This window comes from Polaromonas sp. UBA4122 (genome assembly GCA_002381615.1).
Classification (GTDB): domain Bacteria; phylum Pseudomonadota; class Gammaproteobacteria; order Burkholderiales; family Burkholderiaceae_C; genus Polaromonas.
The window spans coordinates 1-18,581 of the sequence record DFWY01000011.1 but is presented as its reverse complement, the minus strand read 5'-3'; the positions used below and the strand labels follow the sequence as shown (position 1 = coordinate 18,581).

16 protein-coding genes and 1 pseudogene are annotated in these 18,581 nt (G+C 56.5%); 6 read left to right on the top strand and 11 right to left on the bottom strand.

What is annotated here, in order from left to right:
- The 3 genes from pglX to B3F77_RS01915 form a co-directional block, all read right to left on the bottom strand.
- Positions 1-2,420, bottom strand: a 2,420-nt coding sequence (pglX, locus tag B3F77_RS01925) for a BREX-2 system adenine-specific DNA-methyltransferase PglX (RefSeq protein ID WP_293603318.1), incomplete at its 3' end; no start/stop codon positions are given.
- 84 nt (positions 2,421-2,504) lie between these two features.
- Entirely contained in the window at positions 2,505-6,812 is a 4,308-nt protein-coding gene (gene pglW, locus B3F77_RS01920; protein WP_293603317.1) for a BREX system serine/threonine kinase PglW, read from the bottom strand.
- A gap of 2 nt (positions 6,813-6,814) precedes the next feature.
- Positions 6,815-7,078, bottom strand: coding sequence for a helix-turn-helix domain-containing protein (locus tag B3F77_RS01915; RefSeq protein WP_414702941.1), 264 nt, complete (start codon positions 7,076-7,078; stop codon positions 6,815-6,817).
- Positions 7,079-7,276: 198 nt separating this feature from the next.
- On the opposite strand from B3F77_RS01915, the gene B3F77_RS01910 reads away from it, so the two are divergent.
- The gene (locus B3F77_RS01910; protein ID WP_293603316.1) at positions 7,277-8,608 is read left to right on the top strand and encodes a hypothetical protein; all 1,332 of its coding nucleotides are present in this window, start codon (positions 7,277-7,279) and stop codon (positions 8,606-8,608) included.
- Between the two features lie 41 nt (positions 8,609-8,649).
- Positions 8,650-9,531, top strand: a complete 882-nt coding sequence (locus B3F77_RS01905) for a DNA adenine methylase (protein WP_293603315.1) — start codon at positions 8,650-8,652, stop codon at positions 9,529-9,531.
- 139 nt (positions 9,532-9,670) lie between these two features.
- Here B3F77_RS01905 and B3F77_RS01900 read toward each other — a convergent pair whose 3' ends face one another.
- From B3F77_RS01900 to B3F77_RS01880, 5 genes and pseudogenes are all read right to left on the bottom strand, one after another.
- Entirely contained in the window at positions 9,671-10,894 is a 1,224-nt protein-coding gene (locus B3F77_RS01900) for a helix-turn-helix domain-containing protein (protein ID WP_293603314.1), read from the bottom strand.
- Between the two features lie 25 nt (positions 10,895-10,919).
- Positions 10,920-11,102: a hypothetical protein gene (locus tag B3F77_RS01895; protein WP_293603313.1), complete on the bottom strand. Its 183-nt coding sequence runs from the start codon at positions 11,100-11,102 to the stop codon at positions 10,920-10,922.
- A 90-nt stretch (positions 11,103-11,192) separates the two neighbouring features.
- Positions 11,193-11,855: a pyridoxamine 5'-phosphate oxidase gene (gene pdxH / locus B3F77_RS01890; RefSeq protein ID WP_293603312.1), complete on the bottom strand. Its 663-nt coding sequence runs from the start codon at positions 11,853-11,855 to the stop codon at positions 11,193-11,195.
- 315 nt (positions 11,856-12,170) lie between these two features.
- Positions 12,171-12,243 (bottom strand): annotated as a pseudogene (locus B3F77_RS01885) (IS4 family transposase); the annotation flags it as partial.
- A 325-nt stretch (positions 12,244-12,568) separates the two neighbouring features.
- Positions 12,569-12,865, bottom strand: coding sequence for a hypothetical protein (locus B3F77_RS01880; RefSeq protein WP_293603311.1), 297 nt, complete (start codon positions 12,863-12,865; stop codon positions 12,569-12,571).
- 184 nt (positions 12,866-13,049) lie between these two features.
- Between B3F77_RS01880 and B3F77_RS01875 the strand changes: the two genes are divergently transcribed.
- Genes B3F77_RS01875 through B3F77_RS01865 form a run of 3 tightly spaced genes read left to right on the top strand, consistent with a single transcriptional unit; the run spans position 13,050 to position 16,383 of the window.
- Complete coding sequence (locus B3F77_RS01875) at positions 13,050-13,826, top strand: GntR family transcriptional regulator (RefSeq protein ID WP_293603310.1); 777 nt, start codon at positions 13,050-13,052, stop codon at positions 13,824-13,826.
- Between the two features lie 57 nt (positions 13,827-13,883).
- Positions 13,884-15,353, top strand: a complete 1,470-nt coding sequence (locus B3F77_RS01870) for an FAD-dependent oxidoreductase (RefSeq protein ID WP_293603309.1) — start codon at positions 13,884-13,886, stop codon at positions 15,351-15,353.
- A 43-nt stretch (positions 15,354-15,396) separates the two neighbouring features.
- Positions 15,397-16,383 (top strand): tripartite tricarboxylate transporter substrate binding protein, encoded by a 987-nt coding sequence (locus B3F77_RS01865; protein WP_293603308.1) that lies wholly within the window; start codon positions 15,397-15,399, stop codon positions 16,381-16,383.
- A 299-nt stretch (positions 16,384-16,682) separates the two neighbouring features.
- On the opposite strand, the gene B3F77_RS01860 is transcribed toward B3F77_RS01865, so the two are convergent.
- Positions 16,683-17,000 carry a hypothetical protein gene (locus B3F77_RS01860; RefSeq protein WP_293603307.1) on the bottom strand — a complete coding sequence of 106 codons (318 nt, stop codon included), beginning with the start codon at positions 16,998-17,000 and terminating at the stop codon, positions 16,683-16,685.
- A 277-nt stretch (positions 17,001-17,277) separates the two neighbouring features.
- Here B3F77_RS01860 and B3F77_RS01855 point away from each other — a divergent pair, with 277 nt between their 5' ends.
- A complete protein-coding gene (locus B3F77_RS01855) occupies positions 17,278-17,574 on the top strand; it encodes a hypothetical protein (protein WP_293603306.1) in 297 nt (98 codons plus the stop codon).
- A gap of 25 nt (positions 17,575-17,599) precedes the next feature.
- Here the strand turns inward: B3F77_RS01855 and B3F77_RS01850 are convergent, their stop codons facing one another.
- Complete coding sequence (locus B3F77_RS01850) at positions 17,600-18,112, bottom strand: hypothetical protein (RefSeq protein WP_293603305.1); 513 nt, start codon at positions 18,110-18,112, stop codon at positions 17,600-17,602.
- Between the two features lie 230 nt (positions 18,113-18,342).
- Positions 18,343-18,581 (bottom strand): HAD domain-containing protein (locus B3F77_RS01845; RefSeq protein WP_293603304.1); only part of this gene is annotated, 239 nt, incomplete at its 5' end.

The window sequence follows — 18,581 nt, the reverse complement described above, 5'->3', positions numbered from 1 at the left end:
GTTGGAGGCAAAGCCGATCCACCGTCGCTTCTTATCAGCCGCTCGGGCGCAATCGTGTTGCTGAGACGGTGTGCTAAATCGTTGATCCGCCGAGCAAGTTCAATCGGCCTGACAGAAGCAATTGGAAGTTCAACTAAGTTCGATGCGTTGAAGGCAAACCGCTCATCCCACATCGATGCTTGGCCGTCTTTGGGAAAACAGACTTGCTTCATCCAATAACAAGCCACTGACGAATTCAGGATGCCAAGCAATCCCATGAACTCTTCGGAGGAGTCGCCCTGACGTTTTTTGATTGCTGGAGCGGTGCGATTGAAAACATATCTACCTTCCAAATAGGCGAAATGCAGGTGGGTTGAAATGTCTGCATACGCAATGCTGCTGGTGTTCCGGAAACGTTCCCTTTGAAAGCGGCTCCACTCGTACCAAGTCAGCCCTATCTCCTCATGGGTGCCGCCAGGTTCGCGGCGAACTTTTAGGATCGCCTTGTTTCTCCAGAGGTGCCGCTGAAGGGCGATTGTGGTCGGCATCGCTGCACGCAGGTCACCACCATAGGGAAACAGGACTTGCTCTCGGGAATTTGCAGTCCAGTCACGTACGTTCGGCCCTTCAATCAGAGGAACAAGGTCGTCGACGGTTGCGCCTTGCCGATGCCAGAACGCTGGAGTACCAAAGTAAACCTCATCGGTCCCCGTATGAGTGACTCTGCCCACCACTTCGATCACTCCAGCTAAGGTGACGATCCCTGCTGAATCAATTCTTGACTTGGCTTCAGCCGCGCCACCTCCACCGATTGACCAAGGATGTTTTTGCAGTGATTTTCTAGGTATGTCGACGGTCTCAATGTAAGGAGACATCGATCCAGGGTTATCAATTTGCTGAACGATAGCGGTCCAAACAAGACCGAACGCACGATCTATAGGGGTTGCTGGTTCCGGTCTGATTGCTTTCAAAAGTCTCACGCTGTCAAGTAGCGATTGACGGTGGCGTCCAAAGAGAATTACGGTGGATGTTCCGTCTCGATTGTGGCCAGGAATGTCAGCTCCTGAACTGTCAACAACGTGGGTTAGATCTAGGCGAGGAAGAACTTTTTCGACGAGCTTTTCCCCATATTCCCGATTCATGAAGGACTTCGTCGTAATGAGTCCAATAAACCCGGCATTTATGTTTGTCCCGCCTGTAACCGCAAGTTCAAAGAAACGCTCGGTGAATGGAGCTCCGAGCGAATACTGCTTGTGGCAGCTGACGTATCCGCTTCTGTACGCTGAACTCAAAGCGGTATCGCCAACAGCAATGTAGGGTGGATTTCCCACCACAGCGTGGTACTGACGACTCAAGATCCGTTGCACATCCGTCAGGTCTTCGCTGGCGTAGGCGTGGGCCAAACCAGTGCCACTGAAGTGTTCAGCGCCTTGGAACATGTCTTCACTGGCCGTTAGACCAAATCGCTTGCCATGAAGCAGACTGTCGCCAATGGCTACATTAATCTTGAAATCGGGCGCCTCGCTCAGGCGATGCACATCGCTGGCCTTCAACGCCGCCACAAGCAACCGAAAGCGCGAGATGGCGACTGCAAACGGGTTCAGATCCACGCCTGATACGGCATCAAGTGCCTTCTGCGCCACGTCGCGCCGATTGCGGTTGGGTTCGGCACGAGACCATTCGTCCACCATGCGGTAGAAGCCACCCAGCAAAAAGTGACCCGATCCGCAGGTTGGATCGATTATGCGCACTTCGCGGTAGCCAAACTCACGGATGGCGGGGGTCAATGTGCGGTCGAGGATGAATTCTTCGACGAACTCGGGCGTTTGCAGCAATGCGTAACGTTTACGGGTGGCCTCCGATAAGTCTTGGTACAAGTCGCCAAGGAAGCGGGTGTTCAAGCTGGCATCGGTGAAGTCGTGCAGCAGCGTGCCGGTATTTGGGTCTTGCTGTTGCCAGAACTGGCGCAAGCCCATGGCCGCGTCGCCACTGATGCCCAGACGAAAAACCGGGTTGTGTGCTTGGTCAAAAAAGGTGTGCAAGCCCGGCAAACTGCCAGCTTCAGTGAAGCAGGCCAGCAAATATTCGCGATCACTCTCCAATGGATGCGCACGAAAATAGGCTTCATGCCGGTCACGCGCCAGGTTGAGGCGGCCACTGTCCGGGGTGCCGCCAATCCAGGGACGCTCGACCAGGATGTTGTCTTCAATGAAACGCAAGAACACGCAGCTCAACAGCCAATGCACGCAAGCCTGGGTGATGACCTGGTCGCTCCAGCTCTCAATGGTTTCAGCGGTGCGGTTGGCATCGCGGGCGGCCTGCCATTCGGCGTTCAGGCTGGCCTTGAGGTCAGGCAGGGTGTTGATGCGTTCACGTAGATCGTCTTCCAGCACCGAAAGGCGGCGCTTGAGGTCAGTCAGAAGCTGGGGGGCGTTGATCATTGATTTGAATTCCCTGAAATGCTATTATTTTTGTAGCTTCTTGCGCATGATTGACGGGGGCTATAGGCATATTTGATGCACATATCAAGCCTGAATCGCTGCTCGGTGTTTGTTTTCGACCCAGGCCTGCGGCAGACCAAAAGCCTGGGTGCTGTTAACCAAAGGCACGGGCACGCCATCAATCACTGGCAGTCCCTGTTTGTGTGATGGCAGCAGCACCCATAAAGAGGGGGTGTGGCCAAGGCGACCGGCAGAGGTTTCAATCTCCGTCACCAGCGCCATGAGGTCGTAGCGCGCCAATAGCCCCACGTTGGTTAGCAACAGCGGGGCAGGGCTGTTTAACAGCGTGGGTTTGAGCGTGGTGAGGGTGCGTTGCACCAGGCGCTGCAAATTGGCCCAATCGCGGCTACCAGGTTCTGCGGCATCAGCGCGCAACACGATGTTCCAGTCCACCCTGGCGGCGGTGGCCTCAATTCGCAGGGCTTTGAGCAGCAGGGCATCGAAGCTCATTCTTTGCAGAGCTGGATGGGTGGCTGAGTCCGGACCAAAGCGCCGCAGTAATTCAGCTTCGGCATGGCGCGCCTGGCGCGGCTCGACGGTCAAGACCAACAGACCACCAGATTTCAGGGAGCGTTGCAGCCGCTCTTCGGCACCACGTGCGTCCGCTATGAGTGAATCGGCATCCTCTTCCGAATCGAATGCCCGCGAGCCATTCGCAGAAGTACCCAAAAAGGTGGATTGCCGAGAAAACAGGGTCGTGGTGCCAGCGGTTGGGTGGCTGCCCAAAGACGCGCACAAATAAGCGCCTTTGCCCTCGAATGCGGTAGGGCTCCATTGCAGGGGCGCGTTCACCTCTTCCAGCAGACGATCCAATTCAGGACGATTGGGGAGGGGCGTCGCTTCGGGGTAACGGCCACGCACGCGGTCCTGCAATTCGCTAATGCGCAGGGTGGGCGCGCCAACCAGGGCGCCTAAAGACTGACGCAGTGCCTGCAAGGCTGGCATGCCGTTGGCATAAATTTCTTGCCGGCTTGACAGTGCCGCTTTGCTCGATGCTGATGTGGCCAAGCGAAGCAGCCGAGAGCTAGGGATATTGGCGGCAGAGGCCATGGGGGACGCGTTTGCATCTTGACCTTGGCCGCCACCAAGCGCATTGCCTGCTGGTTTGACGGCTTCCAGTGCTTCCAGTACGCGTGACGGTGGCATCAAAGGCTCTGCCAGAGCGCAGGTATCAGCGACGGTGCCCAACTGACGAGCGTAATCGGCCCATGCTGAGCTGGTGGCGATCAGGGGGGAGGGCTGATGGTCAAAACATTCAAAGCGTGGCTGATCGAGGTGGGATTCGGCCTCAAGGGCGGCGCGCAAAACGGCGCTGGAGAGCTGCAAACGTTCAACGTCGTCTTGTACGGCGCAGCCACGAAGGGCCAAAAGTGCCAACGCCGCTTCATTGGCGGTCATGACCTGGCCTTGGCTGCGAACCAACTTGTCGAGTTGCAGGCGAACTTCAGTGAATGCCGGGTTTTTGAGCCAACGCTCTCTGGCTTTGATCAAGGCAGCGGTGAGGGTGCTGCGATCCACATTGGTGGCCTGGGCGGAATCACCCAAAGTTGGCCATGGGTTGGTCTGCTTTGAGGTGTCTTCGGGTTTGGCAATGTCGTCCAAACCAAGGTCGAGCCCAAGGTAATGCGCCAATGCCGTTTCTTCAGGGCGATCATCACCCGCAGGTCTGCGTGGAAGGAGTTGGACCGCCAATTCGTTAACGCTGACTGCGCCATCGGAAGATGCATCGTCATCGGAATCGTGCAGCGTCGATCGGCCTTGCGTCAGGTCTGGCCGCAGACGAGCCAGATCTTTGGCCGTAAGCCTGATTTCCTTGCGAATCTTGTCGCCAACGCCGCGCAGGTAACGAAATCGAATGCGATCGACAGCGAGGAGTTCGCGTGCGTTATGGACGCCCATGCGCTCCAAAACGTCTTGTGCTTCCAGGGTGTACCCCAACTCCGCCATGGTGGTGGTGGGGGTGGCAGTAAGAGCCGTGGCCTCAAAGCCTTGCGCCTGGGGTGGGTGCACGGTTTGCCGTGCGGCGAAGATGGCGCGCCAGGCGCGGAGCATTTCTTCGGCGTTGTCAAAGCGCTCCTTGAAGTCGCGCCGCAGGGCTTTGGAGAAAAAGGCGGTGAAACCTTCGCGCGTGACGGGATCGAACACGTCGCTGGCGATGGTGGCTTCTACGTCGAGCATGGCCGGTGACGTTTGACCATCGCCCCACACTGGCGACTTGCCAACGGCCATCTCATACAAGGTGACGGCCAGGGCGAAGCGCTCGGCGTACAGATCCCAACGCGGAGGTTTACGCAGGCTCAGGAAAGGGTCAAGGTAGGGGTGTGTACCAGCCGTGATGTTGTCGGCTGAAGTTCGGCACAAAGAGAAATCGAACAACACCAGTTGCAGTTTGCGCGAGCCGCCTTCACGGATGCCAATGTTTTCGGGTTTCAGGTCACGGTGGGCCACACCATGGTCTTCAAGGTAGTTGACGACCTCGATTAATTCTTCGCCAAAGCGCTGAAGCAGATCAAGCGACAGACGACCGTCTTCCTTGATCTTTTGTGCCAACGTTTTAGGGCCGGCGCTGCGCATGAGCAGGGCGGTGCGGCCGGCGACCGAGAGGGTGCGGCGGTGTTCGACGATGTTTTGGTGACGCAGGTTGGCGAGCACGTCGCCTTCGGCGACCAAGCGGTCGTTGTGCGCCAGATCACAGGCAACTTTGAGGATGAGGTCTTCCTGGGAGCCATCTTCACGCACAAGAAGCACATCGCTTGATGAGCCGCGGCCCATGCGTTTGACTACCGTGAAGCCGCCATCCAGACGGTCGCCTAGACCGGCAATGCTGGGGTCTACCGTGGCTTCGGGGTCAGGGGAAGTGAGCTCTTCTTCGACTTTAACCAGGTCATCCAGGAATCCTTGTACTACGTCATAGCGTGCCATGACGTCAGGGCTGGTCGCGAACTGAATCAGCTCCTGCAAGCGCATGCCGCAGCCGTCCATGACATCGGACAGGCGCAAGCCTTGACCCTGACGCAGCTTGACGGTGAGCTCCAAAACGGAACCAGCTGGTGCTTGGCCAGAAAACACGTGATACGCGATAGCGCCCAGCGAAAACACATCAAGGCTGGGGCCATGGGTAGCGTCAGCGCGTGTGGTCTCGGGTGCCAGGTAGACCAAACCGGGGTCTTCGACGTAATCTTCAACATGACGAGTGCCGGTGGTGCGGTGAACCGTGTCAGGGTTGTCGGCTTCGCGCGCAGCGGTCTGCCAATTCATGAGCTTGGGTGCCAATGTGGCGCCATCGGCGCCGTACACCATGATGCTTTGTGGTCCTAAAGCACGGTGGTACAGGCGCTTGGAGTGGGCGTATTTCAAGGTTTCGGCGATGTCGCGCACCAACTGCAAGCGCTGGTCAACCGTGAGCTGGGCGCCACGATCACGCAGCAAATGATCCAGCCGTTGGGCCTTGGGGTCGTGGTCAAACACCAGCGCTGGCCCCATTTCGGTCTCTTTGTAATCATTGACCTTGAGGATGCCGGGGTGGCTGATGCCTTCCAGCACTTCAAACTCGCGTCGTGCCTGACGAACTCGGGTGGCACGCGCCTCTGGACTGGAGGCGTTGGCGACGGTGTAGATGCGTATGCGACGCTGAATGCTTTCAATGCTCACGTGCTGGCTCTGCCAGTCTTGAAAACCTTCGCCTTCGGCAATCAGCTTGATGAGCTTGTAATCGCCAACCTGACGGTGTTTATTGGAGGGCCGAATGCCAGCTTCTGCCAAGCCACGTGCTATGGCGCGCGCTTGCTGGCTATCAACGTTGTGCGATGGGTTCGCATTGATACCGTTGGCGAGGGCGGCAACGATGCCATCGTCACTCAGTGAGCCAGGCTGACCACGCAGAAAAGTGCCTGTTTTAGCAGTGCCTTGCAGTTTACTTTTAAGGGTGGTGGAGGAGAGAAAAATCGCGGGCTCAACAAAGGGCAGGCGAATTTTGGCTTTGGTGATGGCTGGCTGGCGACGCAACAGGCTGGCCAAGCGCTTCGATTTCCGGTTGGCCAGAATCAGGGGGTTGTCGTAGGTGTACTCACGCCCGTCCGTGGTCCAGGTGAAGGTGTGAGCGTCACCATCAACGGTTCCAGGCCTGCTTTTGATTTCGACCATGAACAGACCAGCGGGAGACAAAACCAGGGCATCAACCTCGCTAATTTTGCCTTCGTCATCAATGAACTCGAAATTGGTCCAGACATTCCAAGGGTCACGGTCGGGCAACTGTGATTTCAGCCATTCCAGAGCCTCGCGTTCCCATGGAAAGTTGGACTCGGCGATGACGTGCCAACGGTTGCCACTCATGCTCATGGGCTGACCTCAGGCTTGGGCGGAACAATTTCAAACAGTTCGCCCACCTGGCACCTAAGTAGGGTGCATAGGCTTTCTACCGCCGGAAGGTCAACCCGTGTGGCCGTTTCGTTGTAAAGCGCCGTGATGGTGCTGCGGTTCAACCCCGTGCTTTTGGCAACGTCGGAGATGCGAAGTTTGTCGCGGCCCATGAGGGTGGACAGGTGGCAGCGGATCATTTTGTGGCTATTTTCAAGAAAGGGTGCTGCGTAGCGTAACAAAAAAGTGTCCTCCGCGCAACTCCGAGTATGATTTGAGCCTAATTGACCATGGTCGAGAAAAGAACCGAGGCAAGAAAACGTCGAATTGGAAAGGGCTCAGCACACCGTGGTGGCGCTGAGAGAATTTCGCGATTGTTGGCATAGATTGCATCTTCATCCAGCAGCCGATTAGTTGTTAACACAGGGGACGGTAAAACCATGACCTACAAGACTCAAGACATTGCGCTCAGCAAAATCTACCTTGACAATGAAAACCCGCGTCACAACCCCATCTCTAACGAGATTGAAATCATCAAGCATTTGCTGCAAACGGAAGATGTCAAACCCCTGGCACGCGATATTGCGGATGCGGGCAGTACGAGCCCACTAGAGCTAATCGCCTTGGTGCCGCACTCCAAAGTCAAAAATACTTACATTCCCGCCGAAGGTAACCGCCGCGTGTGCGCGTTGAAATTGCTGGCTGACCCCCAAAAGGCTGACACTGAGGCGAACAAAAAATATTTTCAAGGCTTGAAGGCCGGGATGTCGAATCCGATTAAAACCGTTTCGGCGGTCGTGTTCCAGGATAAAGATGCTGCCCGCCGATGGGTTTCTCTAAGACATGAAGGACTGCAGGGCGGCGTAGGCACCAAGCCATGGAATCCCCAGCAAACAGAACGATTTAGTCGGCAGGGTGGCGGCAAAAGCAACCCAAACACATTGGCGTCATTGCTGGTCGATTACGTGCGCGAGCATGGTCTGCTAAGTTCAGAACAGCTGAATGCGGTCAGTATCACAACCCTAACCCGTTACCTGTCCAACCCCGTGTTTCGTGACACGCTCGGCTTAGTCGACAACCGCAGTCTCAAGATCAATGTGCCAGTTGATGAGTTCCGCAGTGCGGTCAGGCGCTTTTTGGAAGACACTGTCAATCCATCTTCTGGTGTTAGCTCTCGCACATCAGTTGCAGAGCGTCGTGACTACGCTCACAAACTTCGCAGTGAAGGCGTGGCACCAATTACGCGTAGCCAACCTCAACTTGACCTTAGTGCTATCCAACCGGAAGCGACGGCAAAACCAGTACCACCACCCGCGCCACCTGTTACCACCCGTGACAACCGCAACCCCGATCTGCGGAAGCACGTCATACCTAGCAGTTTTCGTGTCCGCATTAACGACAAGATATTGAAACGACTTTACGATGAGTTGAAGGAGCTTGACGCGACCCAATTTCATTTCTGTGCTGTGTATTTGTTACGAACCGTGATAGAAAAATCGACTGTTTTATACTTGAAACAGAATGTCGTTGTCCCAGCTCAACCGCTCCACAAGAAGCTCGCTCAACTAGCCGAGCTTCTTAAAACGCAGGGAATGACAGAGCGGGATTTGAAAATTCTACGGACTATGGCAACGACCCCAGATGACGTGGCATCGCCTGACACGTTGGGGCACTATGTCCACGGGGGCGCTGTTCCCCATAAAACCTATGCATTCCGGTACTGGGATTCGATCGAAAACGTCATGACGGTGGTTTTGGAAAAACTTAAATAAAGAGCTGGCCAAGTGGAGATAAATTCGTTAGGATGGCCGCCATGCCAGTGACAGACACCCCCCTTAGATACCCCGGCGGCAAGAGCCAGCTAATTCCGTTTGTCATCGAGCTCCTCCGAGATAACGACCTTTTTTATGGCGAATATGCTGAGCCCTTTGCTGGCGGAGCGGGTATTGCCATGAAGCTGTTGCTCAACGACTATGTATCACGTGTCTATCTGAACGATTTCGATCCCGCCATTCATGCTTTATGGCATAGCATCCTGCATCAAACCGATGAGCTTTGTGATCGTATCGAGAGGGTCAAAGTCAACATGGAAGAGTGGCACCGCCAGCGTCAGTTGTACTTAGCCACCTCCGGCATCGAAATGTTGGACAAAGGTTTTGCCACGCTATTTCTCAACCGAACCAATCGATCCGGCATCATCAAGGCTGGAGTCATTGGCGGGTTAGGGCAGACAGGCAACTACAAAATAGATTGCCGTTTCATAAAGCCTGATCTAGTTCGCAAGATTAGGCGAATCGCTGCTTATCGTGACCAGATTGTTCTCACCAAATTGGATGCGGCGGAATTTTTGAGAACAGTCATTCCAACTACAGGCAAGCACACGTTGGTCAATCTCGATCCCCCCTATTACAGAAAAGGCCCTGAGCTATACACCAATTTTTACCAGAAACATGATCACGTCTTGCTTTCGCAGGCAGTTGAAAAAATCAGTCGGCGGTGGATGGTGACTTATGACGATATGCCTGAAATTCGCGCTTTGTACGCCCAGCATCCCATGTACAGCACGAATCTAAATTATTCGGCGCAAGTTAAGCGAATAGGAACTGAGCTACTTGTGTTGGATCCAAAACTAAAAGCACCAGCATCAATACACAGTTTGCGCCTGTTTGACTTGGAACTTGAGACCAATTGTTAGTGATTTGTTAGTTGCGATCTTCCAAGCAAAGTCCAGATGATGCACGGACGGTGTTGGCGCTAGAAAAAATCACCAGATGGCTTTGACTGACATTTCCGATCCAAATGACTGTCGTCGCAGACCACCAAAAATATATAACTCAAACCGGCGAGAGCACCTCTGACAGTGCATTTACGCACGTTTGTGCCTTTTCCAACACACGGCGCTGAGAGTCGCCTCCATCTAAATAGATACGTTCAGCTCCCAACTGGACGAGCTGATGACCTACATCACGTAACCTGTTTAATCCCTCTTCTGACAAGAATCCAAGCCGGTAATACGATAACTCCATCAATTGACGGCCCATCTCTCCCGACTCGCGTTGACTGTCCTCTACTAATGATGAGAATGGATCGGCGGCAGCGCGACTCCAGAGGTCGGAAAGCTTGCGTGCAATCTTGTTAATAGCATGCTTAATGTTTTGTTGAGTTGATTCGCCGAGGGGAATCGGTTCTACCACACTTTTCATCAATCGTGCTGCCGCGTCACTCGCACAGGAACTGACCTCATCAAAATCGTTGCCGCCTCCCAATGTGTAAATGAAGCCCACTACCTTGTCGAGGTGTGCCGAAAGCTCTTTCAACTGATCAACTAGGCCTTTTTCAATAGCAACATTGTCGGCAGCAAGATCTCGCAAAATGGCAGATGATTGGGCTGCATACGACATCCAATGTTCCACCCAAGGCTTTAGTGATCGAATCTCGCGATCAGTATCCCGCCAACTCAATATGCCAACAAGGACGCTTGCCAACTTCGAGAAGAACGCCGACTCGTCAGCGGCATGCGAGTCGACCTGCGAACCACCAAGGATGAATGCTCTAATTGCATCAATAACCTCGCCAGGCTCCGCCGGTCTTGAGATGGATGCATGTCGGAGGTAGGGTCGATGGGCAACGTAATAAAGCGGATCTGCTCCTTTGGAAATACGAATTCCAAGGACAACTTGACCGTCCTCAACAGCCCACAGCAGTTTTGGCCGAACTGGTGGCTTGATGTCCTTACATAATCCCACAATACGCTGCGTAAATTGGTCTCTGGCGGCAGGTTCGCCCAGGCCGTCAATGCCAACAAGACTTCCATCGTCGGCGACACCAATCAATACGATGCCGTCATTTGAGCTTGCAAACGCCGCAATTTCCTTCGCAAGGTCGCGTGCTTGACTCGGCATGGCCACCTTGAACTCAATGGCCTGATTTTCTCCAGACCGACGTAGGTGAGGGAGGTCGTTCGAAAGTTTGGGGTCTGTCCAAGATGGTCTGGTCATTCTGAGCAAAGGATAGGCAGGCGTATGGAAAGAAGTGAGTAACGTAAAGGCGGTTCGCACTTCCGGTGACAGTTGCGTTCACGTGCTACTTCTTCTGCATCTCCATCGCTGATTGATATTCGGCCCCGAAATCTGCACCGGTGTCCATCGTGGGGTCAATTTTCCGAAAGGCCGTGTACATGATGGCCAGCAGGTGTAGGCCGGTAAATTTTCCCGGCAGCGATTTCAGCTTGTACTTGTCTTTTCTGGAAGGTGTGGGTTGCCACAACTTTCAGGGCTACTATTTTGGCCGCCCGGCCCCGGTGGAAGCACTGGAGAGATTTTTCATCCCTGCTGCCGGTGGCGTTCCTGACTGACCTCAGGGTGCCAGGCGTTCGCGAATCCACATCGGTTCGCCGCCCGGCGTGGTGTTAGCGGCATGGCTCAAGGTATAGCGCAGCTGGTCATGCAGACGGCTCTTGCGGCCTTGCCAGAATTGCCAGCTGTCGGGTTTGAGGCGGTAGCCGCCCCAGTGCGGTGGACGCGGGGGTCGTAGCAAAAATTGCGCCGCGTATTTGGCGGCGTTGGCCACCAGCACGCCGCGTCCCGAGATCACCTGGCTTTGCGGCGAGGCCCAGGCGCCAATGCGTGAATCGAACGGTCGGCTGTGAAAGTAATCGTCGCTCTCTTCAATGCTGACTTGTCCGACCAGGCCCTCGATGCGTACCACCCGTTCCAGCTCCACCCAGTGGAACTGCAGTGCCGCAAAAGGGTTGCCGACCAGCTCCTGGCCCTTGCGGCTGTCGTAGTTGGTGAACCAGGTGATGCCGCGTTCGTCATAGCCCTTGATCAGCACCACGCGAATGCTGGGACGCAGGTTGCTGGCCACAGTGGCCAATGTCATGGCGTTGGGTTCGGGCACCTCAGAAGTAATGGCTTCTTTAAGCCACTGTTCAAACTGAAGCATGGGGTTGGCCTGCGATGCGTCTTCACTGAGTTCGGCACGTTCATAGCTTTTGCGGAGATCGGCAATAGAGGTCATGATGGCAGTATAGGCAGGTCCCGGGCTTGGCCTTGTTTTGGGGTTCTGTCGCATTAGCAGTTTTCGGCGTTTTCGACACACCATAGGTAGTCAAATTCCTGACTATAGACGCTACCTGTAGCGGGCAATTTTTTGGAATTCCGGTTAATGCGACAGAACCTACACAAGTCCCCTGAGCCTGCAGTTCTCACAAGAAACAAAATATAAAGCTCCGCGCTTCATAACGAAAAGTAATAGTTTCTTCCATGAACGCCGGCCCCGCTGGGCGGGGTTGGGAAGCTCTTGAGAACCTGATCCCAGCAGCAAAGTCAAGAATGCGTTGCATACCCAGCCAGATGGTCTTGACCCCTGGCTCACCATCGCCCGTTCGGGCAAGAAAACCGCCCAGCCTTCGCGGGCCGCCGCTGTGGGACGACTGTGATGCGCAGATGGGCGAGGGTGTAGAAGTCGAACCGGACTGGGATCTGGCGGCGCAACCGGCACCTGACTGCGAGGTCCAGCGCATCAATTGGTGAATGGGCAAACCGGCGATTCAGACTCGCTGCGGGGTAGCCCTGCGTGTGGTGTACCCGGTGCACCGCAAATCACTCTCACGGCCAAGGCTTTCCAGGGAAAACCTGTCAATCAGCGTGTCAAATTACGGGTTTCCACGCAGGTTGATGGCTGTTCCACGGTGCCATACGGGCGCTCATGCGGTTGAAATGCCTATCCGTTTATCCGTTATCCGTTATCCGTATCCGTTTATCCGTCAATGTTCGCGTGCTGGTCAACGCGCGTTGTGCTGCGTCCTCCAGCTTCACAGGCCGCGCCAGCCTCTGCTCGATCCATTGCAGCAACGGTTGCAAAGTGCTGGATGATGCCGGTGGTTTATGCACGATGAATTGCGCTTGCCCGCCCTCCCGTTCGAGCGGCATCACTGCAAGCCGCGCGGCATCCGCAGCGACAGCAGCACCGTGATCAGGCCTGACCAGATACAGATCCAGACCCGCAGAGGCACCGGCTGACGTCAAGATTTGCTCGTTGTTACGGCGGAACAAGCGCTGGCAGACAACCTTAATCGACGCTGTGGAAGCGGCTTATCGGCGGGAGACATACTCGAAAAGCGTCGTCTTGTGACGCAGGATTTGTAGACGTCCTGACAGATTATTAATAATCTTGTTGACGATCTTCCGGACTCGCTTCATAATAGCTTTCATGCCACCCGTTCCAAGCACCTCGTCGCCTCCGGCCATCGTCGCGCCTCATGGCCGCTCGGCAGAGGCCGCGGTGCGTTTCATCGTGGAGCAGCTAGAGGAAGAGATCGTGCTCGGCCGCATGCAGCCCCGCGAGCGCTTGGTCGAGGACGTCCTCACCGAGCGCTTCGACGTCAAGCGACACGTCGTTCGCGAGGCCCTGGGACAACTCGAACGCATGGGCCTCGTCGACCGCCAGCCCAACCGCGGCGCTGCGGTACGCATGCTCACGCCCGAGCAGGCCGAGGACGTCTATGGCGTGCGCCAGATCCTGGAAGTTGCAGCAGCCCGGGCGGTCAAGCACCGTGCGACGGCCCAGACGGTCGACGCGCTCACCGCGGTGCAGCACCGCCACGACAAGGCCACGCACAATGGCGACCTCACGGCTGCCTTCCGCTCCAACATCGAGTTCCATCGCACCTTCTTCGCGGCGTGTGGCAATGAGGAACTGTCACAGGCCATTGAGCACTACGGGCAAAAGGCTCACGGCATACGCTCGTTCTCGATCACGCGACCCGACTATTTGAAGCGCTCCCGTGACGAGCACTGGATGATGATTCGCGCGCTCCAGGATGGCGACGGCCTCAAGCTCGTGGCTCTGTGCCGCGACCACATCCAAGCCGCAAAGATCGCCTACATCGATGCCTACCACGCACGCTTTTCAGTACGCAAGGAAGGCTCAGGCGACGGCCGGCCGCCGCCTGAGCGGCCGTCCGGCGCTCCTTTCGTGGGCGGGTGACATCGCTCCTACTCAAATCTTTTCGACCCTATACCAGATCATCAAAGGAGCATTGCTTTGTTTCAAGTCTCGCAAACTCATGTCGCCATAGGCGAACAACAGTTGCCTATCGCGTATCGCGTGGACGTCTTGGTGTGCGGCGGCGGCGTTGCCGGCATCGCCGCCGCAGTGGCTGCGGCGCGCAACGGCGCGAAGACGCTGCTCATCGAGCGCGCCGGCTTTCTGGGAGGAACGGCCACCGGCTCTGCAATGGGTCTCATCGTCATTCCGGCCAGCGAACTGTCCGGCTTTCCGCGCGAGTTCTTCTCACGCCTAGCCGGGGAACAGGGTGTCGGGCTCGGGGCCGTCGTGCCGTGGGACATTGAAGCCTACAAGCTCACTGCCATGGAAATGGTGGTCGAATCCGGCGCGGAGGTGCTACTCTACAGTTGGGTTTCGGAGCCGCTCGTCGAAGAGGGCCAGATCGTCGGCGTCGTCATCGAGAATAAGTCTGGCCGGCAGGCCGTGATGGCCAAGATGGTCGTGGACGCGACCGGCGACGGTGACGTCGCGGCCCGCGCCAGCCTTCCGTTCGTGAAGGGACGCGAGGAAGACGGCGCCATGCGCCCAACGACCGTGATGGGCCGCATCGGCAACATCGACTTGCACCAGTTCAAGGACTACGTAGAAGCCCACCCGGAGGATTTCTCGCAGGATGACGGACGTCACGTGGTCGACCTCGAACAGGGCATCGTTCGGATCGACGGCTTCTTCTCGATCGTGGAAAAAGCGAAGGCGGGCGGTTTTATCGAACAGTCGGCGCCAGTCAACTACCTGCGCTTCAGCGGCGTCAACGGACCCGCGCTAGTCGACCGCGCTGTGCTCATCTGCAACAGCACACGCATTTACGACATCGACGGCACCAACGCGGCCGACATCACGCGCGCCGAAATCGAGGGACGCAAGCAACTGCGTGGCATCGTTAAGGCGTGCAAGGCACTCCTGCCTGGATTCGAGAACAGTTTCTTGGTTGACACGTCCGCCTTCCTGGGAATCCGCGAGACCCGTCGCATCATCGGTCGCTACACGCTCACCTATTCGGACCTGGTCACCGGTGCCCGCTTCGACGACTCCATCGCTGTGATGACCTCGGTCGATTACGGAAGCGCCGAGGTCCACGGTCCCGATCATGGTCATGAGGGTTCGGTCAACGACGAATGGGCCCGCAAGATGTCACTGAATCTGATGCGATTTGAATTCCCTCTGAGGTGCATGGTGACGGGGCTGAAGAACTTGGTGGTCACCGGCCGCTGCGCCTCTATGACGCACGATGTGGACAAATTCGCCCGCAACATGGCGCCCACAGGCCTACAGGGACAGGCAGCTGGCATCTTCGCCGCAGTGGCAGCGGCGCTGCCCGACCTCGACTGGGAGCGCCTGCCGATTGAAGCCGTGCGCGAAACGCTGCAGCGCGACGGCGTTTCGGTGAGCATTCCGGCCGGCGAGGCGCACGCCCTGATCGCAAAGCGTGTACTCGCAGCGGCCTGAGCATCGCCCGGTTCAACCTCGAATCCCTCCTGGAGACAAGACTATGAAAGCCATGATCCGACTCGTATGCTTCACCATGCTCGCACTTGCCGCGCTGATGGCGGCGCCGGGCGCAATGTCGCAGTCCTACCCAGACAAGCCGATCCACCTCGTTGTCGGGTTTCCCCCCGGCGGCATCAACGACATCGTGGCGCGCATCGTCGCGCAGAAGCTCGGCGACCGGGTCGGCAAGCCCGTCATTGTCGAAAACCGCGCGGGCGCTGGCGGTACACTCGGCGCCGACTACGTCGCGAAGGCAAAGCCGGACGGGTACACCTTGCTGCTCGGGTCCGTCAGCAACATCGCCATGGCGCCCAGTCAATATAAGAGCCTTCCCTACGATCCCCCTAAAGATTTCGAACCGGTGGCATTGGTCGCCTCATCGCCCAACATCCTGGTGGTCAACCCGAGCTTTCCGGCGAGGAGCGTGAAAGAACTCGTCGCGCTCGCCAAGCAGCGCCCGGGCTCCATCAACTACGCCTCGGCCGGCAACGGCACCTCCAACCACCTGACGGTCGAACTGCTCAAGACCATGGCCGGTATCGACTTGGTCCACGTGCCGTACAAGGGAGACAGCGCAGGCATTATTGACGTGATCGCGGGTCAGGTGCCAATGATGTTCCCGACCCTTCCGGTCGCGCTGCCGTTCATCAAGTCCGGCAAGCTGCGTGCCATTGCTGTGTCAAGCGCCAACCGTTCCACGCTTGCGCCGGACGTGCCCACAGTCGATGAATCCGGCGGCCTGAATGGCTTTGCCGTCAGCGTGTGGGTGGGCATCTTCGCCCCAGCGGCTACTCGTAAGGACATTGTGCAGAAGCTCAATGTCGAGATTGCGAAGATCAATCAGATGCCAGATGTACGGCAGCGTTTCGCGGTTCAGGGCGTAGAGCCCGAGACCGTCGCGAGCCCGGCGGAATTCGCGGCCTACATCGCCACCGAGACTTCGAAATGGTCGAAGGTTGCGAAGGCCGCGAATATCGTCCCAGACTGATGCCGGGCGTCCGACGTCCCGCCGCCGAGCGTCCGTCCAGTTCCTTAGGCACCAGCATCAGGCAGCATCGCACCTCGTCTATGCCATGAAGCCTTTTTCCATTCCGTCCAGGTCATTGCCGACGACCTGTCCGGCGCGGTCGACTGTGCAGCCGCCTTCGCTAGCGAAGGGGGTCCGGTGCCACTTTATCTCCGCACGGTCCCGCAAAGCCGCGCGACCACCCAATTCCATGCTCACAGTTAACACCAACGCCATGTTGCTGTGGACAGTGTCAGGTCAGTCAGTCATCGGCCGACGGGTCAAATCGCATCGACGACAACACCGGCAACAATAAACATGAAGTCCTCGAGGAAGTTCATGTTTTTTTGTCGAAGTTGGGAAAAATCTTTCTTCTCCCACCCGTATTCCGCCATCTCAAGCATGATTTCGTCTTGCCCGATTGTTTTGAGTTGTCGGCCTATCTCAGGGTGCTGCAATATCGTCCGAATATCAGCATTACATGAGTCCATGTCATCCGTTTTATCTGGAAGTTTTGATATTAATTCGACTTGCTTGGCGGTCAAGGTTAGCCCCCACTTGCCATTCGATGATGTGTATCGCACGGATATGTATTGCATATTCGTTTCCTGGATTTATGAAGCTTCGGCGCAGGTGATCAATGAAATCATCCATTTTCGACCAACATTATTTGTCGCGCAACTGCTTCAGCGTAGCGTGCGCACCGTCGTCCAATGGGTATCTATAAGGGCAAGATGGTTTTTCATTTTTTGATCCAGGATGCACGTCTAAAACGCATAATGTTTACCGCAGAGGCGAATAGTCAGTCGGCTCCAACAACTGATTTTCTACTCTGGCGCCCGCCACTACTTGCCCGCCGCACCCGTCCAAATGAAGGTGATCGCGTCACATAGCGGCTGGGTTGGTGCCATGGCCACGCGGGATATCGGTCTGCTGATCATAGAACTGGGAGGCGGCAGACGTCGGGCCAGCGACACGGTGGACCCACGCGTCGGGTTCACGCAGTTTGTTCAAGTCGGGCAGCGCGTGGAAGCGGGCGACCTGCTCGCTGTGGTGCATGCAGCCGATGCCAACGCCGCAGAAAACGCCAGCCAGGCTCTGTTGCCACTGATCCAGTTGGCGGACCAAGCTCCTGCAGGCACCCCCGTATTCGTCACGCGCATACTGGCCTGAGATACCGCGCCAACATATCGGTACCTTAGTTGACTTTGGAAGGAACTCTTTTGTACAGCTTATGTCCGTCTCGCGTCCCCGCTGGTATGAGCACACCTTTGTTGATAGCAGCGTAGAGCCAGGCACCAGCACGGTTGGTGATGACCTCTCGCGCTGTCTCATCCAAATCAAGCTTCTTCAACGCCTCGTCGACTAATTCACCAAGGCTGAGCTTCTTGCGGGCAAGACAGCTCAACCAAAGCTCGGTGCCTGTGGATGGAAGCTTTGCGGGCTGTGCCCCTTTACCGGGTTTGGCTTTGGTTTTGGTAACGTGCTTGGGTTTAATAATTTCGTCAGCGGACACCTGCGCGAGCACAAAAGATATGTCTTCAACATGCTCGGTGCGAGTGGTAGCGGTATACGGCACAGCCGCCGTCGCAGCCTCCAGGGTAATGAGGGGCCTGAGTCCCTCCAATGCCTGTTCCAGGTTGGCAAGACGCTGTCGGGTGCGCTCAATCTCCTGGGTAATATGACTGGCTGCTTCAAGAAGCGGTTGCATGGGCTTAACTCTTTCATCTATTTGCCGCGCGACGCACGGCATTGTCATGGGCTGATGATATTACCGCCAATGCAGGCGGCACGGGCCGCCAGCTGAATGTCACGGCTCTGAGCTGACCCGCTGAGCCAGCCAGTGTTGAAAGGAGAGGTGGCCCGGCAAGCCTCGCAAAAACTCTACGGGCGCCGGACCGGGATTGGCCCTTAATCTTTCCGTCTAGCTGACAGCTTGGCTCATCGTCGACGCAAAGCCTCAACTATCAGGGTGACATGCTCCGGCAACAAGCCCACGTTCTCGTCGCACAACACGATGCGACGATGGAACGGCCCGTCTGCATATTGACGCGCCGTTGCCAATGCCTGTCCGCTGAACGTGTCATCGACGACAACGAACGGCTCGCCCTTGCCGTGACGCTGCAGCCACTCCGCAATCTCGTTCAACCGGGTCCGTTCGGGCCACACCACCGTTGACC

Coding starts and splice junctions, on each gene's coding strand:
- B3F77_RS01910 (WP_293603316.1), top strand. CDS start 7,277: ATGACCTACAAGACTCAAGACATTGCGCTCAGCAAAATCTACCTTGAC.
- B3F77_RS01850 (WP_293603305.1), bottom strand. CDS start 18,112: ATGCAACCGCTTCTTGAAGCAGCCAGTCATATTACCCAGGAGATTGAG.
- pdxH (WP_293603312.1), bottom strand. CDS start 11,855: ATGACCTCTATTGCCGATCTCCGCAAAAGCTATGAACGTGCCGAACTC.
- B3F77_RS01865 (WP_293603308.1), top strand. CDS start 15,397: ATGAAAGCCATGATCCGACTCGTATGCTTCACCATGCTCGCACTTGCC.
- B3F77_RS01860 (WP_293603307.1), bottom strand. CDS start 17,000: ATGCAATACATATCCGTGCGATACACATCATCGAATGGCAAGTGGGGG.
- B3F77_RS01875 (WP_293603310.1), top strand. CDS start 13,050: ATGCCACCCGTTCCAAGCACCTCGTCGCCTCCGGCCATCGTCGCGCCT.
- pglW (WP_293603317.1), bottom strand. CDS start 6,812: ATGAGTGGCAACCGTTGGCACGTCATCGCCGAGTCCAACTTTCCATGG.
- B3F77_RS01905 (WP_293603315.1), top strand. CDS start 8,650: ATGCCAGTGACAGACACCCCCCTTAGATACCCCGGCGGCAAGAGCCAG.